The organism is Paenibacillus sp. 3LSP (assembly GCF_032465655.1).
Taxonomy (GTDB): domain Bacteria; phylum Bacillota; class Bacilli; order Paenibacillales; family Paenibacillaceae; genus Fontibacillus; species Fontibacillus barengoltzii.
The window spans coordinates 1-22,836 of record NZ_JAWDJI010000159.1 but is presented as its reverse complement, the minus strand read 5'-3'; the positions used below and the strand labels follow the sequence as shown (position 1 = coordinate 22,836).

The following is a 22,836-nucleotide window of genomic DNA, read 5'->3' as shown; positions in this document are numbered from 1 at the left end:
GTGGGAGGAATACGTGGTGAGTTATTTCAAGAACATTAGCAAAATTCAGTATGAAGGCGCAGGTTCCGACAATCCGCTAGCATTTAAACATTATAACGAGAATGAAGTTGTACTCGGCAAAACAATGAAGGAGCATTTGCGTTTCGCCGTGGCTTACTGGCACACGTTGACGATGAACGGCAGCGACCCATTTGGTCAAGGCAACATGATTCGTCCTTGGGAAACAGTAAGCGGCATGGATCTGGCAAAAGCTCGCGTTGAAGTTAACTTTGAATTCTTGGAGAAGCTTGGCGCTCCGTATTTCTGCTTCCATGACGTAGACGTTGCTCCTGAAGGCGCAACCCTGAAAGAATCCAATGAAAATTTGGACGTCATCGTAGCTAAAATCAAAGAAGGCATGAAGCAAACCGGCGTGAAGCTGTTGTGGAACACAGCTAACATGTTCTCCAACCCGCGTTACGTGCATGGTGCGGCAACAACCTCCAACGCTGACGTGTTCGCTTATGCTGCAGCACAAGTGAAGAAAGGTCTGGAAACTGCTGTTGAGCTGGGCGCTGAAAACTATGTGTTCTGGGGCGGTCGTGAAGGTTACGAGTCCTTGCTGAACACCGATATGGCTCTGGAACTCGACAACCTGGCAAGATTCTTCCAAATGGCAATCGACTATGCCAAGGAAATCGGCTTCAAAGGTCAATTCTTGATCGAGCCAAAACCAAAAGAGCCTACCAAGCACCAATATGACTTCGATGCTGCTACGACGATTGCATTCCTGCAAAAATACGGCTTGCAAGATCACTTCAAGCTGAACCTGGAAGCAAACCATGCGACGCTGGCTGGCCATACGTTCGAACACGAACTGCGCGTAGCCCGCATCAACAACATGCTGGGTTCGATCGACGCGAACCAAGGCGACATGCTGCTCGGCTGGGATACGGACGAATTCCCAACAGACCTGTATGCTGTAACGCTCGCGATGTATGAAATCCTGAAAAACGGCGGCTTGGGCTCCGGCGGGGTGAACTTCGACGCGAAAGTAAGACGTACTTCTTTCGAACCGGAAGATCTGTTCTATGCTCATATCGCTGGTATGGACACCTTCGCGAAAGGCTTGAAAGTAGCCGGCAAAATGATCGAAGACAACTTCATTGAAAACCTGATTGAAGAACGTTATGCAAGCTTCAAATCCGGCATCGGTGCGGATATCGTGTCCGGTAAAGCGAACTTCAAAACGCTGGAAGCTTATGCTCTGGAACACAGCAACATCGTGAACAAATCGAACCACCTCGAGCTGGTGAAAGCCCGCCTGAACGAATACATTTTCGGCACGAAATAAGCTTAGAGAGAGACTTGTTTCACAACTATCCAAAAGGGGACGCCTGCCGTCCCTTTTTGTGGTATAAGGCCCCTTAGGGGACATGCGAAGGGAGAGTATCGCAATGAAGTATGTGATTGGCATCGATCTGGGGACCAGCTCGGTGAAGACGTTGCTTGTGAATCAAAACGGCGATATCGCCGGGGAGGCATCCGCAGCATATCCGCTGATCCAAGAGCGTCCGGGGTATAGCGAACAAAATCCGGAGGAATGGGTCAAAGGGACCGTTGCTTGCTTGCAGCAATTGCTCAAGGAAAGCGGCGTAGCGGCCGAAGACATCGAAGGTGTCTCCTTCTCCGGTCAAATGCACGGTTTAGTGCTGCTGGATGAGCAGAACAATGTGCTGCGCAACGCGATTCTGTGGAACGACACCCGTACGACCAAGCAATGCCGCGATATTGAAGCGAAGCTGGGCGACAAGCTGCTCGATATTACGCGCAACGCTGCGTTGGAAGGGTTTACGTTGCCAAAAATCCTTTGGGTACAGGAGCATGAGCCGGAGTTGTTTGCCAAAGCTGCACGTTTTGTATTGCCGAAGGATTATTTGCGTTATCGTATGACCGGCCAAGTGCATATGGAAATCTCCGATGCCGCGGGAACGCTGCTGCTGAATGTGCCGGAAGGGAAATGGAGCGAGGAGATCGCTGCCGCCTTCGGTCTTCCCGCTGGCTTCTGCCCGCCGATTGTGGGCAGCACTGAGTTTACCGGCACGTTGCTGCCGGAGTTTGCCGCTGAGTCCGGCCTGGCAGCGGGCACGAAAGTGTTCGGCGGCGGTGCTGACAACGCCTGTGGCGCGGTTGGTGCGGGCATCGTTCGTAAAGGCGACGCGCTGTGCAGCGTGGGAACGTCTGGCGTAGTGCTGACTTACGAAGAAGATAAGAACAAAGATTTTGCCGGCAAGGTGCATTTCTTTAACCATGCGCATCCGGGCGCTTTTTATGCAATGGGCGTGACGCTGGCTGCAGGGTATTCCTTAAGCTGGTTCAAGGATTCGCTGGCACCGGAGCTTAGCTTTGACGAGCTGCTGAAGCCGGTGGGCGACATCGCACCGGGTTCGGAAGGTCTGTTGTTCACCCCGTATCTGGTCGGGGAACGTACACCGCACGCGGACAGCGTCATTCGTGGCAGCTTCATCGGCTTGTCCGGCACACATCGCCGCGAGCATCTGGCCCGCGCTGTGATGGAAGGGATCACCTTCTCGCTGCAAGAATCGTTTGATCTATTTCATGCAGCTGGTATCGAGGTTGAACGCGTCATCTCCATCGGCGGCGGCGCGAAGAATCCAGTTTGGCTGCAAATGCAAGCCGATATCTTCGGCAAGCCGGTCGTGGCACTCAAGAACGAGCAAGGTCCGGCGATGGGCGCAGCGATGATGGCGGCGGTTGGCAGCGGCTGGTTCGGCAGCCTGAAGGAATGCGCTGATGCCTTCATCGGGTATGCGAAGACCTATGAGCCGATTCCGGCTAATGTAGAGAAATATGCTCGCCTATTTAAGCTGTATCAGCAAGTTTATGCAGCAACTCGCTCGCTGAACGAAGGGCTGCAGGAATTCCGCGGATAAGCTTGCACAAGGATCTGTCCATAAACGCCTGTTCCCCTGGGGAATAGGCGTTTTTTCATTTGGATTTGGCGCTGATCCGCCAAGAACTACAAACGCATGCAGTGCCAAAGGCATGGTATAATTGACCTTGTGCGAGGAGGGAAGACATGTTCATCCGGAGCATCTACCGCAATTACTTCAAGAACAATTTGTTCATGAAGATTCTTTTGTTTTTTTCAGTCATCACGATCGTGACGATTATTACATTTTCGTATTTGATGTTTATGTTTATGTCCGAGTCCGCGGTGCAGAGACAGCTCGACATTCAGAAGCGAGCGATCGAAAGTGTCAGCGATTACATCGGCAGCAAATATGAATCCGTACAAACAATGGTGCGGGATATTTATCGAGATGAGGAGTTGGCTTCGAACACTTCTTTTTTCCTGGAGCATCCGTATCAGGATTACGTGAATTACCGTTTGGATCGATTCTATGCGGAAAATAGTTCGTCTACCGACACCGTTCTGTATTTTCGTAACGTTGTCGACGACGATCCGGATATTCGCAGTTTGATGTTATATAGCGCGGATTTGCAGCAACTGTATGCTTTTGGCAGCGATAAGCAATTTAAGATTATCCCTACGAATCAGGCCCGATCCTTTATCCCTGATGTGATGTATCAAGAGGAAGGCGTGAACGTCGGGGCTGCCAACATCTGGGTGCGCAAAACGGTGGGCTTGCCGGATCTTCCGATGTATTCGGTCCGCATCCCCATCAATAACAAGCAGTCGCTTCGCAATATCGGGCAGCTTGACGTGTATTACGATACAGAGAAGATCCGGGGCAGCCTCGCGATGTACGAAGAGGAACTCAAAGGTTCCATCCTGGTGCTGTCCGCTGATGGCAGCGTATTATTTGATTCCTCTGGCACCTATTATGATCAGAAATACCCATATGCGGAGCAAATTAACTCGATGTACGATACCGGCGTGCTGGATGACGGGTTGATCGCTACCAAGCTGACACAAAGCCAGGGCGGTTATACCGTGCTTAGTACCGTCCCGAAAGAGGAGCTGGCCAAGACCTATCATGGACTTCGCAACACGATCTTTACGATCAGCTCCATTTGTATTTTGTTCGCGATCCTGATTCCGGCGCTGTTCATCAGCAATTTCGCCAAACGCACGCAAAATATTATCCGGTTTACCCGCAGAGTTCGTAACGGGGAGCTTACCGCACGGATCGCTGATGTTCGGGAGGACGAGCTGGGGCAGATCTCCAAGAGCTTTAATGACATGCTGGACGAATTGAATATCTACATCGACCGAGTGTTTAAAGCGGAGATAAAGCAGCAGCAAACCGAGCTCGTTGCGTTGCAGGCGCGGATCAATCCCCACTTCTTATACAATACGCTGGAAGTGATCCGGATGCGGGCCATTTCCCAAGGGGCGAAAGACGTGGGCGAAATGATATACAGCTTGTCCGTTCTGTTCAAGAGCATGGTGCAACAAAAGAAAAACTATACGCTTAAGGATGAGCTGGAAGCTTGCCGATTATATTTAGAGCTGTTCCGCATCCGTTACCGGGATCGCTTTAGTTATGAGATTCAAGCAGATCCTTCGCTTCTTGGCAAAGCGATGGTTCGTTTGTCTTTGCAGCCTATTGTGGAGAACTATATTGTGCACGGGATTCAAACCGACCAAAGCGATAACCGGATTACGATTGAGGTGCGGGAAGACGGGGATTCGCTGGTGGCGGTGGTCCAAGATAACGGAAAGGGTATCCAACCCGACCGGCTGGCGGAAATCCGCAGGGAGCTGGAGCGGGAAGAAGAAACCGGGCGAATGTTTGGGTTACGCAGTGTACATTCACGGCTGCGTTTATTGTACGGCTCGGACTATGGGATCAAGGTCGAGAGCACACCTGGCAGCGGGACAACCATTACGGTTCGATTCCCGAATCGGGAAGGAATGGAGGGGGAAGATGTATAAGGTATTTATCGTCGATGACGAACCATTTATCATCGAAGGCTTATACGATATCGTGGACTGGCCGCAGTTTGGCTTGGAAATTGTCGGACATGCCGAGAACGGGCAGCAGGCGCTGGACGCTCTGGCTACGAAGCCGGTGGATGTATTAATCACGGACATCTCCATGCCGGTCATGAATGGGTTAACGCTGATTTCCGAGGCGCGGAAGCTGCACAAGGAATTGAAGGTCATTATTTTAAGCGGGTTTAACGAGTTTGATTACCTCAAAGAGGGGATGAAGCTTGGCATTGAAAACTACCTGCTGAAGCCGATTAATGTTGAGGAGCTGGAATCGACGCTGCGCAACACGGTGCAGAAGCTGGACAGCGTGGATCCAAATGGACTCTACGACGCTTATGATATTCAAATCCTGAAGGACAACACGCTTTACCGGTGGCTGAACGGGCAGATGGCAGCTGCGGAATTCGAGGAGCGAACCGAACTGCTGGGCCTGCATTTGCAGGGGCCCTATGTCGCTGTGGCTATGCTGCGCACCGAGGGCAATTCAGCCGAGGTATTTGATCGCGCGGAACGTTATCTCGTGGCGTGGCGGGGAATCACCCTATTCCACGATGTGGATGGTGATATTGGCATCGTGGCTTCCCTTCTTGCCGGGGCAGAGGAGAAGCGAACTTTTGCCGAATTGATGGAGAACCTGTCGCTGGAATTGTCGGTCATGAACCAGATGATTCAAATTGGCGTAGGCAACGTAGGACGGGGACCTGAATCGGCCGCTCTCAGCTATAAACAAGCCAAGAGAGCCCTTGAATATTATTTGATTTATCCCGAACGGCGGACCATGGAATACAAGCAACTAGAGAGTACCCGCGCCAGCGGCGTATTGGAGAATGGCTATCCGCTGGGCTGGGACGATTACGCCAAGCTCATATTGGCGAAGGATAAGGATGGATTGAGAGAACGGATTTGCCAAGATTTCGAGCGGCTGAAGAGAATGGAGGGGATTCGTCCCGAGGATGTGCAGAATGTCGCCCTGGAACTGGTGGTCCGCTTTAAAATGGAGCTTCAGCATATTAAATATTCAGAAGAGACAGACTTGTTTAAGAACACGCTTCAACGTGTCCAGCGCTGTGATTCGTTTCAAGAGCTGGTCCAAACTCTCGTAAGTTTGGCAGAGGAGACGGTTTGTTCCCTTTTGCAGGATGCGAAGAATCCGGTGGTACATCAGGTGCTGAACTACATCGACTCGCATTATGCCGACGAACTGTCACTCAAAACGCTGGGGGCGCAGTACCATATACATCCAGTCTATCTCGGGCAGTTATTTCACAAAGAGACGGGGGTGTCCTTTGCCGAGTATATTAACAAGTACCGGATCGAAAAGGCGAAGCAACAACTCAAAAACACCAATCTCAAAGTGCACGAAATCGCGCGGAGCGTGGGTTACTGGGAGATCGGTTATTTCTATAAGCAGTTCCGGAAATACGTGGGGATCTCCCCCACCGATTTTAAGGCGCTGCATTAGATCGCATAGGGGAGGGTACCCTGGAGCAAGGAGATTATTAACCACCTAAAACGGTTGGTTTTCCTTGGTTCCAGGGTATTGTCCTTTTCTTTAATTTGTACCTTAATTTTTTAGGTTTATCTTCTTTTTGTAACGGCTTTCATTCGGTAAGGTTAGGTTAGTCAATCAAAACAAAAGAGATTCAAAAGGGAGGATCAGCATGAGTAAAAGCAAAAGAAGTTTTTCTTTCGTCCTTGCCACTTTGATGGCCTTGGTGCTTGTTCTGAGCGCATGCGGCGGAAGCAAGAACACAGACAGCAGCAACAGCGGAGCTGCTGCAGGCAACTCGGAGGAAACGGTTAACCTGATTTGGTACACGATCGGTACGCCTCAAAAAGACGTCGACCGTGTTATGGAAGAAGTCAGCAAGTACACCAAAGAGAAAATCAATGCCACCATTACGATGAAAATGATCGACTGGGGCGATTACGCACAAAAGATGCAAGTAAACGTCGCTTCCGGTGAACCGATGGATATCATCTTCACTTCCGCAGGTGGTTTCGACTACGTGCAAAACGCTAGAAAAGGCGCGTTCATGCAATTGGATGAACTGCTCGAGCAATATGGCAAAGATCTGAAGAACACGATCGACCCTGCGTTCCTGGAAGGTTCCAAAGTTGACGGACATAACTACGGGATCCCAGCGAATAAAGAACTTCCGCAACAAGAAGTATGGCGTTTCAACAAAACGTTCTTGGACAAGTATAACCTGGACATCACGAATGTTCGTTCCTTGGAAAGCATCGAGCCATTGTTGAAAACGATTAAAGAAAATGAACCGGGTGTAACGCCGTTCGCGATGAACAAAGAATACGTTCCGTATGTTCCTTACGATTACGTTATTCAAAACCTGCCGATGGCGGTAAAACTGGATACAACCGATTATAAAATCGTAAACATCCTGGAAACGCCGGAAATGCAAGAAGCTCTGAACGTAATGCACAAATACTATAAAGCAGGTTATGTAGCTCCGGAAGCAGCTACGACGGGTTCCACCAGCGACCTGATGACTTCGGGTCAATGGTTCATGGACCGTGCACAAACTCAACCTTTGGCGGATAACCTGTGGAGTGCAAGCTACGGCTACCCTGTAGTATCTACACCGGCAAGTGATGCAATCATCACCAACACTTCCGTACAAGGTTCGATCATGGCCATCTCCGCAAACTCCGAACATCCGGAGAAAGCGATGGAATTCCTGAACCTGCTGAACACCGATCCGGTGCTGCGCAACATGGTTGACTCCGGTATCGAAGGCGTTCACTACAAGAAGATCAATGACACTCACTACGAAAACCTGGACGAATCGAAAAACTACGACATGCCTTCGTACTCGTTGGGTAACAACATGCTCTTGTACTTGAATGCCAACGACCCAGACGACAAATGGGAGCAATTCAAGAAGTTTAACGCAGAAGGCGTGAACTCGCCAATCCTGAGCTTCAACTTCGACAGCACGAAAGTAGCGACTGAAATGGCCGCTGTACAAAACGTAAAAGAGCAATTCTGGTCCTCGTTGATGACGGGTACCGTTGATCCAGCAGAATACCTGCCGAAAGCAATCGAAAAATTCAAAGAGGCAGGCCTGGACAAGGTAATTGCTGAAGCCCAAGCTCAGCTCGATGCCTGGAGAGCTGAAAATAAATAAGTAATCATTATAGAAATAGAGAGGGATCGGGCGGGTGATAGTTGCGCCCGATCCTTTTTCATTATTTTTGATAGGAGGGGAACATCATGGCTGCATTTTTCAAAAACCTACTTAAGAACAAAGTCATGTTATTTATGGTGTTGCCGGGTGCCGTTTGGTTTTTCTTCTTCTCGTACCTTCCGCTGGTCGGTACAATCACGGCGTTTAAGCAATACCGCTTCAGCCGTGACGGATTCTGGGCAAGTATTGTGCGGAGTGAATGGGTAGGTTGGGAAAACTTCAAGTTCTTGTTTAGTACTAACGATGCCTTTACCATTACCCGCAACACGTTGTTATACAACCTGGCTTTTATCTTCATCGGACTTGTCCTTTCCGTGGCAATGGCGATTCTGTTGTCTGAGTTGGTCGGCAAGACCATGGCCAAAGTGTATCAAACCGGGATGTTCCTGCCTTACTTCCTTTCCTGGGTTATCGTCGGCTACTTCGCGTTTAGCTTCCTGAGCATGGACCGCGGGATGATTAACCAGATTTTAGGTTGGTTTGGCGTGGAACGGATTAACTGGTATTCGGAGCCGAAATATTGGCCTTATATTTTGATTTTCGTTAACCTATGGAAAACCATCGGTTACAACAGTGTCGTTTACCTGGCTTCGATCATGGGTATCGACAAATCGCTTTATGAAGCGGCGATGATTGACGGTGCGACCAAATGGCAGCAAGTCCGCAACATCACGGTTCCCCTGCTCTCCCCAATTATCATTATCATGACACTGCTGGCGGTAGGGCGGATCTTCTACGCTGACTTCGGCTTGTTCTACCAAGTGCCAAGAGATTCGGGTACGCTTTATCAAGTCACGAACGTTATTGACACTTACGTATACCGCGGTCTGAAAACAACCGGGGAAATCGGCATGAGTACGGCGGCCGGTCTTTATCAATCGGTGGTAGGCTTTATTCTCGTCATGGTTTCGAACTACATCGTGCGCAAAATTGATAAAGACAGCGCCCTATTTTAAAACAGCTGAAAGGAGTGTCAAGGTATGGCGGAGATGGCTAGAAAAAGCAAAGATTTTCATCATGTCTCTCGCGGCTGGAACGCCGTATTGCACCTGATCGCCGGTATTTTTTCGTTCATGTGCGTATTTCCCTTTATCTTTGTTGTGATTATTTCCTTTACCGATGAGAAGACGCTGGCAACGGACGGTTACCGGCTGCTGCCGGCCAAATGGAGTCTCGATGCATACCGCTTCGTGTTTGAGAGCGGTGACTCCCTGCTTCGTTCTTACGGAGTAACCATCGCAGTCACGCTGATAGGTACGATCCTCAGTTTGGTCATGATTTCGCTTTATGCTTATGCGATTTCGCGGAAGAGCTTCCGTTACCGGAGATTTTTCTCTGTATTTGCGATTGTGACTATGCTGTTTAACGGCGGGATGATTCCTACCTATATGGTGGTATCCCAGTTGATGGGTTTGAAAGATTCGTTGTGGGCGCTGATTTTGCCGCTCGCAATGAATGCGTTCTATATCATGATCTTACGTACGTTTTATAGTACAAGCGTTCCAGAGGCGATTATTGAATCGGCGCGGATTGACGGTGCCGGCGATTTCTATATTTTCCTGCGGATCGTCTTGCCGCTGTCGCTCCCAGGTCTTGCTACGATCGGCTTGTTCAGCACGCTGGGTTACTGGAACGACTGGTTTAATGCACTGCTGTATATCGACAATCCGAATTTAGTTCCGCTGCAGTCGATGCTGATGCGGATCGAATCAAGTATTGCGTTTATTCAGCAAAACTCGCAGAATACTTCGCTTAGCCTGGCTGCGATGCAATCCATTCCGCAGGACACTTCGCGGATGGCGATGGTCGTGCTGGCGACGCTGCCAATTATTTTTGCATATCCGTTCTTTCAACGGTATTTTGTACAAGGACTTACGGTAGGCGCTGTCAAAGAATAAATATAGCTTCATTGAACCTTCTCGATGCTGAAAAGTAAATTTTTTAGTTTAAATCATTTTTGAACCCTTTTGGAATCAAGGAGAAAATGAAAGGAACGAGGTGGAGATGTTGCTATACAAAGACAGCTCGAAGCCCATCCCGGAACGAGTAGAGCATTTGCTCGGGCTGATGACATTGGAAGAAAAGGCCGGCCAGCTGGTCCAGCCTTTCGGCTGGCAGACCTATGAGCATAAAGATGGAGAGATCAAGCTGACCGAAGCGTTTAAGGAGCAGGTGAAAAACGGTGGCGTCGGTTCGCTATACGGCGTGCTGCGCGCGGATCCGTGGACGGGCGTGACGCTGGAAACCGGCTTGTCGCCGCGTGAAGGTGCGGAGGCCGTGAACGCCATCCAGCGTTATGCGATTGAGAACTCCCGTCTCGGCATCCCGATCCTGATCGGGGAAGAGTGCTCGCACGGCCATATGGCCATCGGGGCCACGGTGTTCCCGGTGCCGTTGTCGCTCGGCAGCACCTGGAACGTGGAGCTGTATCGCGAGATGTGCCGAGCGGTGGCCCGCGAGACGCGCGCCCAAGGCGGCGCAGTCACGTATTCTCCGGTCCTCGATGTTGTGCGTGATCCCCGCTGGGGCCGGACCGAAGAATGCTTTGGCGAAGACGCTTATTTGATCAGCGAAATGGCCGTGGCTTCGGTCGAAGGCTTGCAAGGGGAGAACTTGGACGGAGAGGACAGCGTAGCGGCTACGCTCAAGCACTTCGTCGGCTACGGCAGCTCCGAGGGCGGCCGAAATGCCGGACCGGTCCATATGGGACGGCGCGAACTGCTGGAGGTCGACCTGCTGCCGTTCCGCAAGGCGGTAGAAGCCGGTGCGGCTTCGATTATGCCGGCCTACAACGAGATCGACGGTGTGCCTTGTACGACCAACGAGGAAATGTTGGACGATATCCTTCGCGGCGAGTGGGGTTTTGACGGCATGGTCATCACCGACTGCGGCGCGATCGACATGCTTGCCTCCGGCCACGATGTGGCAGAGGACGGGCGGGACGCGGCGATCCAAGCGATCCGCGCGGGCATCGATATGGAGATGTCCGGCGTGATGTTCGGCAAGCATCTGGTGGAGGCGGTACGGTCGGGACAGCTGGAGGAGGAAGTGCTCGATCGCGCGGTACGCCGCGTATTGACGCTGAAATTCCGCCTCGGGCTGTTTGAACGTCCGTACGCTGACCCCGAGCGGGCCGAGCAGGTCATTGGCAGCACGGAACATGTGGAGCTGGCCCGGAAGTTAGCCAGCGAAGGCGTTGTGCTGCTCAAGAACAAAGATGGCGTGTTGCCGTTGTCGGCAGACGCCGGTACGATCGCCGTCATCGGGCCAAACGCCGATGTGGGCTACAACCAGCTGGGCGACTACACTTCGCCGCAGCCGAAGTCCAAAGTGACAACCGTACTCGGCGGAATCCGCAGCAAGCTGGCGAATACGCCGGAACGGGTGCTGTATGCACCGGGCTGCCGGATCAACGGCCATTCCCGGGAAGGTTTTGACGTGGCGTTGTCTTGCGCGGCGAAGGCGGATACGGTGGTGATGGTCGTTGGCGGCTCCAGCGCACGGGATTTTGGCGAGGGGACCATCGATCTGCGCACCGGGGCTTCCAAAGTGACCGACAATGCGGAGAGCGACATGGATTGCGGTGAAGGCATTGACCGCATGAACCTCAACTTATCCGGCGTACAGCTGGAGCTGATTCAAGAGATTCATAAATTGGGTAAACCGCTTGTGGTGGTATATATCAACGGACGGCCAATTGCTGAGCCTTGGATCGACGAGCACGCCGATGCCATTCTCGAGGCTTGGTATCCGGGCCAAGAAGGCGGGCATGCGATCGCTGACATCCTCTTTGGCGATGTGAATCCTTCGGGACGTCTCACCATCTCGATTCCGAAGCATGTTGGACAGGTGCCCGTTTACTACCACGGCAAGCGTTCGCGGGGCAAACGGTATCTGGAAGGCGATTCGCAGCCGCGCTATCCGTTTGGATACGGGCTGAGCTATACTGAATTTACTTATAACAATATAGCGTTGGAGTCCGATACGATTCATAAAGACGGCTCAACGAAGGTGACGGTTGAAGTGACGAACACCGGCGAACGTGCGGGGGCAGAAGTCGTTCAACTGTATATTACCGATGTGGCAAGTAAGGTAACCCGGCCGGCGAAGGAGCTGAAAGGCTTCCGCAAAATATTCCTGCAACCGGGCGAAACCCAGACCGTGGAATTTACGGTTGGTCCAGAGCAACTGCAATACATCGGCCAGAATTATAAGCCGGTTGTGGAACCGGGCGAATTCCGGGTGCACGTCGGCAAGAATGTCAATGATACGCTGAGCGCCAAACTCTTTGTGCGGGAGGATTAATCGATATGGAACGCATCAGACGTTTTATCCGGGAACTCTCGGAAGCCCAGTGGCTGGATCAAATCCAGTTGCGTGGGTGGGAGATCACCTCTTCCGTGTACCAGGTTCCCGGCAGTTACACGAAGGAAACCGAATATGCGGAAGGACAAGCCTTCGAACGCTTCCCGAGTACACAGGGAACCACGTATTTCTTCCGTACTCAGCTGGAGATTCCGGAAGAATGGCGCGGTGGCCAAGTGGGTCTTATCTTTGCCTCCGGCGGTGAAGGGTTGCTGCGCATTAACGGCAAATCAGCTCAGGGGCTGGACCGGAACCATACGTTCGTGACGCTTCCGCAAGAGCAAGGCCAAGGCCCGCTCTCGCTGGAGATCGAGCTGTATGACCCGATCCCGGAACCGGTGGATCCGCTCAATCAACAAGCGGTGATTCAGCCGCCGATCTCGCGGATCGACAGCCGTCTGGTGCTGGTGAACCGGCCGGTGCAAAGCTTGATGTATACGGCAACAGTTGTCCGCGATGCTGCGGTATTGTTGCCAGAGCAAGATTTTCGGCGCACCCGCTTGATCGAGGCGCTGTATGCCGCCATGGACGGCTTCGTGGCGCTGGATGCGGAAGCGATTCGCGAGGGCGGAGCGATTACTGGGCTGGAACAGAAGCTCACCGAGCGGGTGAAGGCAATCGGCGGCAACGCTGAAGGCCTGATCCACATGGTCGGTCAGTCCCATATCGACATCGCTTGGCTGTGGCCAGTGCGGGAGACGGTACGCAAGACAAGCCGGACGTTCTCGACGGTAGATGCGCTGATGCGCGAATACCCGGAATACCGTTACACGCAGAGCCAGCCGCTGCTGTTCGCCTTCTTGAAGGAGAACGACCCCGAGTTGTACGAACGGGTGAAGGCGCGGATTAAGGAAGGACGCTGGGAACTGGTTGGCGGCATGTGGGTTGAGCCGGATTTGAACTTGCCGAGCGGCGAATCGCTGATGCGGCAGATGCTGTACGGGCAACGGTTTTATCAGGAAGAGTTCGGCTTTACCTCGGAGATTGAATGGCTGCCGGACACGTTTGGTTACTGCGCCTCTTTGCCGCAAATTTTGAAGCACGGCGGGATTCGCTACTTTATGACGACCAAGCTCGGTTGGAACGATACCAACGTATTCCCGTACGACCTGTTCCATTGGGTTGGTATCGACGGTACGCCAATGCTGTCGTATTTGAACCACGGGGTCAACGAAAATACGTTGCCGAAGGACGTTCATGATCACTGGCAATCGTATCGCCAAAAAGCCGTTCATCCCGAGCAAATGCTGCTCTACGGACACGGCGACGGCGGCGGCGGGGTGACCCGTGAAATGCTGGAATACATTCACCGCGGCGAGCTGATGGTAGGTCAACCAGCGAGTGAATATAGCACGGCGTCGGAGTTCTTCGCGGGAATCGAGGCCGCGCAGCCGAAGTTACCGGCATGGCATGGCGACCTGTACCTGGAATTGCACCGGGGAACGTATACGACCCACGGGCGCAACAAGCGCAGCAATCGCAAAGCGGAGATCCTGTATCGCGAGGCGGAGCTGTGGAACGCCTTGGCTGCTCCGGCAATGCCGAAGGATCAGCAACGCGAGGCGCAAAGCACGCTGCAGGAGGGCTGGAAGCTGATTCTGTTGAACCAGTTCCACGACATCATTCCGGGTTCGGCGATCACCGAAGCGTACGAGACATCGACGAAAGAATATGGAGAGATTTTTGAGAAGGGGAATGCCGGACTGCGCCAAGGCCTGACGACATTGGCAGAACGGGTATCAACCGCGGGCGAAGGCACGCCGTACATCGTCTTTAACAGCTTGGGTTGGACGCGCGATGTAATCGTGTCCCTGCCGGATCAAGCTGATCGGAGCGGCGTGGCGGCATACGACGAGCAAGGCGCACGGCTTGAGCTGGACGTGCGGACAGATCTTGGCGGAGAGACTGCAGCTTGGGTCCGCGTACCGGAGGTGCCGGCGTTTGGGTACAAGACGATTTGGCTGCGGAACGAAGCGGGAGCTGTTGCCGGTACGAAGGCGGGCTCCCGAGACGGAAGCCGAGCGTTCCAAGGCGAATGGGAAACGGAGTTCTACCGCCTGAAATTTAACGAACGCGGCGAGATCGTCAGCCTGTGGGATAAGGAAGCTGGACGGGAGATCGTGAAAGCTGGAGAAAGCGCCAACCGCTTCCACTTCTATCACGACCGTCCGACGCTTTGGGATGCGTGGGACATTGACCCGCGCTATGAACAGCAGCCAGCCGGTGAAGCAGTATTGCTGGAGAGCGGTCTGGTTGCAAGCGGGCCGGTCCAAGATGTGCTGCGCTTCCGCTGGAGCATCGGTCAATCGGAAATCACACAGGATCTGATTCTGTACCATCATCACAAGCGGATCGATTTCCAAACGAAGGTGAATTGGAACGAAGCGCACAAGCTGCTGAAGGTGGGATTCCCGATCGATGTCGTTACGGACAAAGCGACTTACGAAATTCCGTTCGGAGCACTGGAACGTCCAACCCATCGCAACACGAGCTGGGAGCAGGCACAATTTGAAGTGTGCGGCCACCGGTTCGCCGACGTTTCCGAACGCGGTTACGGCGTCAGCCTGCTGAACGACTGCAAGTACGGCTACGACATCCAGGGCAGCACGATGCGTCTGTCGCTGTTGCGGGCGCCGAAATGGCCGGACGTGACCGCCGATCTGGGCGAGCATGAATTTACGTATTCGCTGTACCCGCACCAAGGCGACTGGCAGACCGCGCACACCGTGCGCGCGGCAGCCGAGTTGAACCACGCGCCGGCCGTATGGGCGGCCGAAACGCATGAAGGCACGCTGCCTTCCACCGGGGCGCTGCTCGGGTTCACGGGCGAGCACGTAGTGCTCGACACAGTGAAGCCAGCTGAGGACGGCGATGGCGTGATCCTGCGCCTGTACGAATCGGCCGGCGGCCGCGAACGCGTAGCGTTACATTGGAATGAGCCGGTTTCAGCGGCTTTCCAATCCGACGCGCTGGAGCGGGAGCTGGAGCCGATCACGCTGGCAGACGGCGGACGGATCGAGCTCGATTTTGCCCCGTATGAAATTAAGACGCTGAAGTTGAAGTAAGATATCGGGCGATTTGGGGCGGCGTAAGACGCAGTGGAAGGAGATTAACTGGAAAAAGTACTGTTAATTTCGCCATTTCCCGAGGTTCGGTGCAAGTTAACTGGAATTTCTACCGTTAAATTAGCGAATATCCGCCGATTTGATGCAATCCGACTAATTTAACAGCAAGATTTACCGTTAAATCAATGGACTAACGGAATATCAGCAAATTAACAGCAGGATTTACCATTAATTTTCAGATTGCTGTGCCGTCCGCCGACCCCACCGCCCTCAAGATCATCATAGAAACAAACCGAAGCCTAATGAAATGACCTGTAAAGGAGCGAGAAGACAAGCGCATGGAACAATTTAGACTCCCGAAAATCCCGATGCCGCCGCTGGAATTGCCGCAATCCATTAAGGATGTGCTGGCCGAGGCGGAAACGAAACTGGCGCATCGTCCGAAATTGCTGCAGCTGTTCAAGAATTGTTTTCCGAACACACTTGAGACGACAACCAAGCTGATGGACGATGGAACAACCTTCGTCATCACTGGTGACATCCCAGCCTCTTGGCTGCGCGATTCCGTGGAGCAAGTGATCCACTATGTGCCGTTTGCCAAGAACGATCCCGATTTGCAGCGGATCATCAGCGGACTGATCAAACGTCATATTCATTATGTTCACATCGATCCGTATGCTAACGCATTTAACGAGTCGGCCAACGATTGGCACTGGAACACAACAGACGAGACCGAGATGTCCCCATGGGTATGGGAGCGCAAATTTGAAATCGACTCCTTGTGCTTCGTAGTCCGTCTGGCCTACACGTATTGGAAGGAAACGGAGCAGACCGATATTTTTGATGCCGGCTTTAAATCCGCGATGCGGAAAATCTACGAATTGTTCAAAACCGAGCAGCATCACTTCGAGAAATCGCCTTACCGCTTTACCCGCAACAACGGGATTCCAACCGATTCCTTGCGGAACAACGGTATGGGCATGCCGGTGAACTATACGGGCATGATCTGGTCGGGCTTCCGTTCCAGCGACGATGCCTGCGATTTCCATTACAATATTCCGGGCAACATGTTTGCGGTTGTGGCGCTGCGTCAAATGCAGGAATTTGTCGAGTGGGTCTTCCGCGACATGGACTTCCTGGCCGAACTGAAGGAGCTGGAGTTCGAGGTGGACCACGGCATTAAGCTGTACGGGATCTACCGCCATCCGGAATTTGGTCCGATTTATGCCTACGAAACCGACGGCTTTGGCAACTATTGCTTGATGGACGACGCCGGTACGCCGGGCCTGATGTCCATTCCTTACCTGGGCTACGTGAGCGCAGACGATCCGATTTATCAAAATACACGGCGTTTTGCCCTGAGCAAGGAAAATCCGTTCTACTTCGAAGGCAAAGCAGCCAAAGGTATCGGCAGCCCGCATACCCCAGAGAATTACATCTGGCATATGGCCTTGTCGATGCAGGGTCTCACCGCGCAAACGAAGGAAGAGAAGCTGGAAATGATCGCAATGCTGGAGTCGACCGACGCCGGAACCGGCTACATGCATGAAGGCTTCCACGCCGACGATCCAAACACGTTTACACGCAAATGGTTTGCTTGGTCGAACAGCTTGTTCTCGCAACTGGTGTACAAAGCGATGCAGGAAGGTATTTTGTAAGACTTCAATTTGCAAGCGGCGCCGAAGTATCCATGAGGATGCGGACGCGCCCCTCATTCATATCCCACATATGTTAAAGGAGACTTGACCATGAGCAAAATTATCGGCGAACCTCTCAAAAATATCCCTTGGCAAGACAAACCGGTCGGCTCGAACGCCCCGGTATGGCGTTACTCCCAAAACCCAATCATCCAGCGTCATGCGATTCCGAACTCCAACAGCGTGTTTAACTCCGCGGTTGTGCCTTTTGAAGGCGGATTTGCCGGCGTATTCCGTTGCGATTCGCGTTCGGTGAGCATGGATATTTTTGCAGGATTCAGTGACGACGGCATCAACTGGAAAATCAACCACGAGCCGATTCAATTCGAAGGCGACGAGGAAGTAACGAAACGGGAATACCGCTACGATCCGCGCGTCTGCAAAATCGGCGACCGCTACTACATCACCTGGTGTAACGGCTATCATGGCCCAACGATCGGGATTGCGTACACAACCGACTTCAAGACGTTCCATCAACTGGAAAATGCCTTCTTGCCGTACAACCGTAATGGCGTGTTGTTTCCGCGCAAGATCGGTGAACGCTACGCGATGCTTAGCCGCCCAAGTGACACAGGTCATACGCCATTTGGCGATATTTTCTACAGCGAAAGCCCGGATCTGACTTTCTGGGGCAAACACCGCTATGTAATGGGTACGATTAACGGGGATGCTTCGGCATGGCAATCGAAAAAAATCGGCCCAGGACCGGTTCCCATCGAAACCGACCAAGGCTGGCTGCTGATCTACCACGGCGTAATCAATACTTGCAACGGCTTTGTTTACCGCATGGGCTGCGCCCTGCTGGACATCGACAAACCTTGGATCGTCAAAAAGCGTTCACGCAACTATATCCTCGGCCCAGAAGAGCTGTACGAATTGGTTGGCGACGTGCCGAACGTGACGTTCCCTTGCGCCGCTCTGACGGATGCCGAAACCGGCCGTATCGCGATCTATTACGGCTGTGCGGATACCGTAACCGGTCTGGCCTTCACTACCGTGGACGAGCTGCTGAAGTACATGGAAGAATATCCGCTGGAAACGGAAGCCTAAGCATCCAGAATTGTATCGGATATAGGATCATAAACCACGGAGGAAAGCGGGAGGTTAGAGAAAATGAGCAAGCAAAGAACGGCCCATATCGTCTCCCATACACACTGGGACCGGGAATGGTATTTGCCGTACGAGAAGCATCACGTTCGTCTGGTTGAGCTGGTGGATGCACTGCTCGATAAGCTGGACGGAGACTCAGCGTTCCGCAGCTTTTATCTCGACGGTCAAACGATCATTATCGAAGATTATTTGCAAGTACGACCAGAGAATAAGGAACGTCTGGAAAAATACATCCGCGAAGGCCGCATCCTGATCGGACCTTGGTACATTTTGCAGGATGCATTTCTGACGAGCGGGGAAGCGAATATTCGCAATATGCAAATTGGTCATCAGGACGCGTTGAAATACGGCGTGCCCGCGAAGATCGGCTACTTCCCGGACACCTTCGGCCTCGTTGGGCAAATCCCGCAATTGATGCTGCAGTCTGGGATTCGCAACGCGTTTTTTGGCCGCGGTGTGAAGCCGACCGGCTTCAACAATACCGTATCCGATGGCGGGTATGAGTCCTCCTTCTCCGAGCTGATCTGGGAAGGTCCGGACGGCTCCAAGGTGCTGGGAATCCTGTTCGCCAACTGGTATTCCAACGGTAACGAGGTGCCGGTGGATGAAGCGGAAGCGAAGGCGTTCTGGGACCGCAAGCTGGCAGATGCGGAGAAATACGCTGCTACCAGCGAGCTGCTGTTCATGAACGGCTGCGACCATCAGCCGCTGCAGCTGGACCTGCCGGAAGCAATTCGTACGGCGGAGAAGCTGTACCCGGACACGAAGTTCGTTCATTCGAACTTCCCGGATTATTTGCGCGAGTTGGAAGCAGCACTGGAAGGCCGCGAGCTGTCTACCGTTAAGGGCGAGCTGCGCAGCCAGCGCACTGACGGCTGGGGGACGCTGGTGAACACAGCCTCCTCGCGAGTGTATCTGAAGCAGATGAACCAAGTCGGCCAGGCCCTGCTGGAGAAAGTCGCCGAGCCGCTTGCCTCCATGGCCAATCTGCTCGGGAAGGATTACCCGCATCACCTGTTTACGTATGCGTGGAAAACTTTGATGCAAAACCATCCGCACGACAGCATTTGCGGATGCAGCGTAGACGAGGTGCACCGCGAGATGGTCACCCGCTTCGCGAAGAGCCGCCACGTTGCCGAGGCGCTCATCGACGACAGCAAGCGGGTGATCGCGGATGCGGTGAACACCTCCGTCTTCGCCCAGTATGGCGAAGACCCGTTGCCGCTGGTCGTGTTTAATACGACCGGCTGGAGCCGCACGGGCACCGTGTCCATTGAGCTGGACGCGGCCCGGCTGTATTTGCGCGAAGGCCTCGGTCTCGAGGAGACCGGCCGCCGCATGAAGGCGGTCGACCTGTCGGGCCGCGAGCTGGTCGACGAGCAAGGGAACACCGTGCCTTGCACGGTCGAGGATCTCGGGCTGTTGTTCGGCTATGATTTGCCGGACGACAAGTTCCGCCAGCCGTACATGTGCCGCCGTGTGAAGCTGACGTTCCAGGCCGCTGATGTAGCTGCACTGGGTCTGCGCACTTACGCGTGGGTGCGCCGGAAATCGGCGGCAGCTGCTTCAAAGCCGGCCTCGTTGTTCACGGGCAACCGGGTCATGGAGAACGAGAAGCTGAAGGTGGAAATTGCGGAAGACGGATCCTTTACATTGACCGATAAGTCGACTGGTCAAGTGTACCGGGACCTCGGTATCTATGAAGACACCGGAGATATCGGGAACGAGTACATGTACAAACAGCCGGAAGGCGAAAAGCCGCTGACCACCAAAGGACTGGCTGCACAAATCCGCGTCATTGAGAACGAACCGTACCGCGCTTCCGTGGAAATCTGCCACGACTGGGAGATCCCGGCGTCCGCTGATGAGAAGCTGGACGAAGAGATGCGCGAGCTGGTGTACTATCCTTATCGGAAAGCGCAACGCAGCAGCAAGCTGACAACGCTGAAGCTGCGGACGGTCATATCGTTGGAGGTAGCGGGCAAAGGCGTTCATATTGAAACGACGATTGATAACACGGCGAAGGATCATCGCGTCCGTGCCCTGTTCCCAACCGATCTGAATGCCACGGTACATCAAGTGGATTCGATGTTTGAAATCGCTGAACGGAGCATTGAACCGGCACCGGAGTGGGAAAACCCAAGCAACACCCAGCATCAGCAAGCATTCGTGGACGTGAGCGGTGAAGGAGCCGGTTTGACCGTCGCCAACCTGGGCTTAAACGAATACGAAGTGCTGCGCGACGGTCGGAACACGATCGCCGTGACGTTGCTCCGCTCTGTGGGCGAGCTCGGGGACTGGGGCTTGTTCCCGACGCCGGAAGCACAGTGCCTGGGCGTGCACACCGCCCGGATGGAGCTGATTCCGCATAACGGCGACGGTATGACGTCCGGCGCGTTTACGGAAGCTTACCAGTTCCAAATTCCGTGGACGCTCAGCCAAACAGAAATGCACGAAGGGAACTTGCCCCCGTCGTATACACCGTTCCAATGGGAAGGCCAGGAGCTGGCATTCTCCTCGCTCAAAATGAACGAGAAGACCGGCGACCTGCTGTTGCGTTGGTATAACATGAGCAAGCAGTCATCCGAGCTGACGCTCGGCTTGAACATCCCATACGATCATTTCTATAAAACAACGATTCTCGAGGAAGAAGCGGCACCGCTGGCCAAGAACGCCGCAGGCGGACTATCCCTGCTAGCCGGCCCTTGCGAGATCGTAACCATCGGAGTTCGTCGGTAATCAGGGGAGCGCTTGAACCTGTACCGGAAAAGAACAAAGGTTATCCCGCCATTGTCTGTTTGAATGGCAGGATAACCTTTTTTTGTCTCTGGAGCCTCCTTTACGTGATTATCCCTTTTGTTCAGAGGGAGGTGGGGGATGGAGTGGTTATTGGTTCTCTGAGTTGCCACCTGATTAATAGGGATAGTCATGCAAAAGGGACCTGCCATGTAGTCACCGAGCCTCCTTTACGTGATTATCCCTTTCGTTCAGAGAGAGGTGGGGGATGGAGTGGTGATTGGTTCTCTGAGTTGCCACCTGATTAATAGGGATAGTCATGCAAAGGGACCTGCCATGTAGTCACCGAGCCTCCTTTACGTGATTATCCCTTTCGTTCAGAAATAGAGAAGTTGAAAAGAGTTAAGGGGATTCAAATGGTGAGTGAAGCGCAAGCAGAATAGGGATGGCATGGGTAGGAGTAGGTGAGTTAGAAAGTGGCCATATGCTTGTCTCTAGATAGTCACCCACCTGATTCAAGGGGATAATCATTAAAAAGAGCCCACATGCAGTAAGGGGCTCCTCGATCCAGCTCATACAAGCTATTAAAAAAGTGAGGTATACCAACGTATACCTCACTTCACTCAACCGCGCTGTTGTCCGGGGGCGAGTTGAGTTCGAGTATAGCCTATACTTCGTCCCAGATCCGCCGGACGTTGTCGAAGGCGATGCGGGTGCCTTGGCGGCAGTCTTCCATGCCTTCGTATTCGATGGAGAGGTAGCCGTCGTAGCCGGACGACTTCACGATGCGCAGGATCTCCCATAGGTCGAGATCGCCCTGGCCGGCGATGGCGCCGCGCAGGTACTGGCCGCCTGCGCTGCGGAACCAGCCGGCGCCGGGGTTGCGGTTCTCGGGCCGGATGTAGAAGTCCTTAACGTGAACCATCGAGACGTAGCTGATGTTCTTCTTCACGGCGACAACAGGGTTCTCGTCAACGCAAACGAAGTTGCCGACGTCAAGCGTCGTCTTGTAGTTTGGCCGGTCGACGGCATGGATTACCGCTTGCACCCGGTCGCTGTCCTGCACGTAATAGCCGTGGTTTTCCAGGCTGGTTGTGATGCCATACTGTGCGGCATAGTCGGCGATTTCTCGGCAGGCGTCCGCGATCCGCGGCAGGTCCTCCTGAAACCGGACGATCGAGGTGTCCTGCCGGGAGGCGACGTCGTGCCGCATCAGCTTGACGCCAAGCGCATGGGCATGGTCGACCTCGCGTTTGACGCGGGCGATCTCCGCCCGGTAAGCCTCCTCCGAGTCGACGATGAAGTTGGCGCCGATCGCGTAGTTGGACACGACGATACCAGCCTTCGCCGCCCGCTCACGGATCTGCTCGATGAGACCCGGATCATCGTTGAAGTTAAAGCCCAGCGGCACAATTTCGATATGCTCGCCGCCGATCTCGGCGACCCAATCGATGACTTCCAGCAGCGACATCGATCCGGCCTGCATCGCTTGATAGAGGCTGTATGAACTGACTCCCAGTTTCATAAAAAGGTCCATCTCCTTTAGTGATAGTTCCAAGCTAGCTAAGATGAACGTAAACAAAAGACAGCCCTCCAAATTGCTACATCTCGTAGGTTAAAATGGATAGTGATTAACCCAAACCATTTCAGAGCTACATAGCAAAGGAGAGCTGATACTATGCAGTCTACCA

At 53.2% G+C, this 22,836-nt stretch carries 13 protein-coding genes; 12 read left to right on the top strand and 1 reads right to left on the bottom strand.

Translation table 11 applies throughout. The features are described from left to right. Positions 1-16: 16 nt before the first annotated feature. The 12 genes from xylA (at position 17) to RW092_RS13000 (ending at position 21,148) form a co-directional block, all read left to right on the top strand. Positions 17-1,333: a xylose isomerase gene (xylA, locus tag RW092_RS13055; protein ID WP_028537509.1), complete on the top strand. Its 1,317-nt coding sequence runs from the start codon at positions 17-19 to the stop codon at positions 1,331-1,333. 103 nt (positions 1,334-1,436) lie between these two features. Continuing rightward, positions 1,437-2,933, top strand: a complete 1,497-nt coding sequence (gene xylB / locus RW092_RS13050; protein WP_028537510.1) for a xylulokinase — start codon at positions 1,437-1,439, stop codon at positions 2,931-2,933. 146 nt (positions 2,934-3,079) lie between these two features. Beyond that, positions 3,080-4,903, top strand: coding sequence for a sensor histidine kinase (locus RW092_RS13045; RefSeq protein ID WP_127576632.1), 1,824 nt, complete (start codon positions 3,080-3,082; stop codon positions 4,901-4,903). After that, positions 4,896-6,425, top strand: a complete 1,530-nt coding sequence (locus RW092_RS13040) for a response regulator transcription factor (RefSeq protein WP_028537512.1) — start codon at positions 4,896-4,898, stop codon at positions 6,423-6,425. Before RW092_RS13045 ends, RW092_RS13040 begins: the two co-directional genes overlap by 8 nt. A 199-nt stretch (positions 6,426-6,624) precedes the next feature. Then, positions 6,625-8,112, top strand: a complete 1,488-nt coding sequence (locus RW092_RS13035; protein ID WP_028537513.1) for an ABC transporter substrate-binding protein — start codon at positions 6,625-6,627, stop codon at positions 8,110-8,112. 86 nt (positions 8,113-8,198) lie between these two features. Next, positions 8,199-9,128 carry an ABC transporter permease gene (locus RW092_RS13030; RefSeq protein ID WP_028537514.1) on the top strand — a complete coding sequence of 310 codons (930 nt, stop codon included), beginning with the start codon at positions 8,199-8,201 and terminating at the stop codon, positions 9,126-9,128. Between the two features lie 24 nt (positions 9,129-9,152). After that, positions 9,153-10,070, top strand: a complete 918-nt coding sequence (locus RW092_RS13025; protein ID WP_016313765.1) for a carbohydrate ABC transporter permease — start codon at positions 9,153-9,155, stop codon at positions 10,068-10,070. 106 nt (positions 10,071-10,176) lie between these two features. Next, positions 10,177-12,477, top strand: a complete 2,301-nt coding sequence (locus RW092_RS13020) for a glycoside hydrolase family 3 N-terminal domain-containing protein (protein ID WP_316010411.1) — start codon at positions 10,177-10,179, stop codon at positions 12,475-12,477. A 5-nt stretch (positions 12,478-12,482) separates the two neighbouring features. Next, entirely contained in the window at positions 12,483-15,602 is a 3,120-nt protein-coding gene (locus tag RW092_RS13015; protein WP_316010410.1) for an alpha-mannosidase, read from the top strand. Between the two features lie 338 nt (positions 15,603-15,940). After that, a complete protein-coding gene (locus RW092_RS13010) occupies positions 15,941-17,260 on the top strand; it encodes a glycoside hydrolase family 125 protein (RefSeq protein WP_316010409.1) in 1,320 nt (439 codons plus the stop codon). A 90-nt stretch (positions 17,261-17,350) separates the two neighbouring features. Continuing rightward, positions 17,351-18,349: a glycoside hydrolase family 130 protein gene (locus RW092_RS13005; RefSeq protein WP_016313761.1), complete on the top strand. Its 999-nt coding sequence runs from the start codon at positions 17,351-17,353 to the stop codon at positions 18,347-18,349. Between the two features lie 63 nt (positions 18,350-18,412). Then, a complete protein-coding gene (locus RW092_RS13000; RefSeq protein ID WP_316010408.1) occupies positions 18,413-21,148 on the top strand; it encodes an alpha-mannosidase in 2,736 nt (911 codons plus the stop codon). 664 nt (positions 21,149-21,812) lie between these two features. Here the strand turns inward: RW092_RS13000 and RW092_RS12995 are convergent. Continuing rightward, positions 21,813-22,670, bottom strand: coding sequence for a sugar phosphate isomerase/epimerase family protein (locus tag RW092_RS12995; RefSeq protein ID WP_316010407.1), 858 nt, complete (start codon positions 22,668-22,670; stop codon positions 21,813-21,815). Positions 22,671-22,836: the final 166 nt, after the last annotated feature.

What these genes read in the sequence shown, in the direction of transcription:
- RW092_RS13035 (WP_028537513.1), top strand. Translation starts at nt 6,625, where the DNA reads ATGAGTAAAAGCAAAAGAAGTTTTTCTTTCGTCCTTGCCACTTTGATG.
- RW092_RS13015 (WP_316010410.1), top strand. Translation starts at nt 12,483, where the DNA reads ATGGAACGCATCAGACGTTTTATCCGGGAACTCTCGGAAGCCCAGTGG.
- RW092_RS13000 (WP_316010408.1), top strand. Translation starts at nt 18,413, where the DNA reads ATGAGCAAGCAAAGAACGGCCCATATCGTCTCCCATACACACTGGGAC.
- RW092_RS13005 (WP_016313761.1), top strand. Translation starts at nt 17,351, where the DNA reads ATGAGCAAAATTATCGGCGAACCTCTCAAAAATATCCCTTGGCAAGAC.
- xylB (WP_028537510.1), top strand. Translation starts at nt 1,437, where the DNA reads ATGAAGTATGTGATTGGCATCGATCTGGGGACCAGCTCGGTGAAGACG.
- RW092_RS13040 (WP_028537512.1), top strand. Translation starts at nt 4,896, where the DNA reads ATGTATAAGGTATTTATCGTCGATGACGAACCATTTATCATCGAAGGC.
- RW092_RS13030 (WP_028537514.1), top strand. Translation starts at nt 8,199, where the DNA reads ATGGCTGCATTTTTCAAAAACCTACTTAAGAACAAAGTCATGTTATTT.
- RW092_RS13020 (WP_316010411.1), top strand. Translation starts at nt 10,177, where the DNA reads ATGTTGCTATACAAAGACAGCTCGAAGCCCATCCCGGAACGAGTAGAG.
- RW092_RS13045 (WP_127576632.1), top strand. Translation starts at nt 3,080, where the DNA reads ATGTTCATCCGGAGCATCTACCGCAATTACTTCAAGAACAATTTGTTC.
- RW092_RS13025 (WP_016313765.1), top strand. Translation starts at nt 9,153, where the DNA reads ATGGCGGAGATGGCTAGAAAAAGCAAAGATTTTCATCATGTCTCTCGC.
- RW092_RS13010 (WP_316010409.1), top strand. Translation starts at nt 15,941, where the DNA reads ATGGAACAATTTAGACTCCCGAAAATCCCGATGCCGCCGCTGGAATTG.
- RW092_RS12995 (WP_316010407.1), bottom strand. Translation starts at nt 22,670, where the DNA reads ATGAAACTGGGAGTCAGTTCATACAGCCTCTATCAAGCGATGCAGGCC.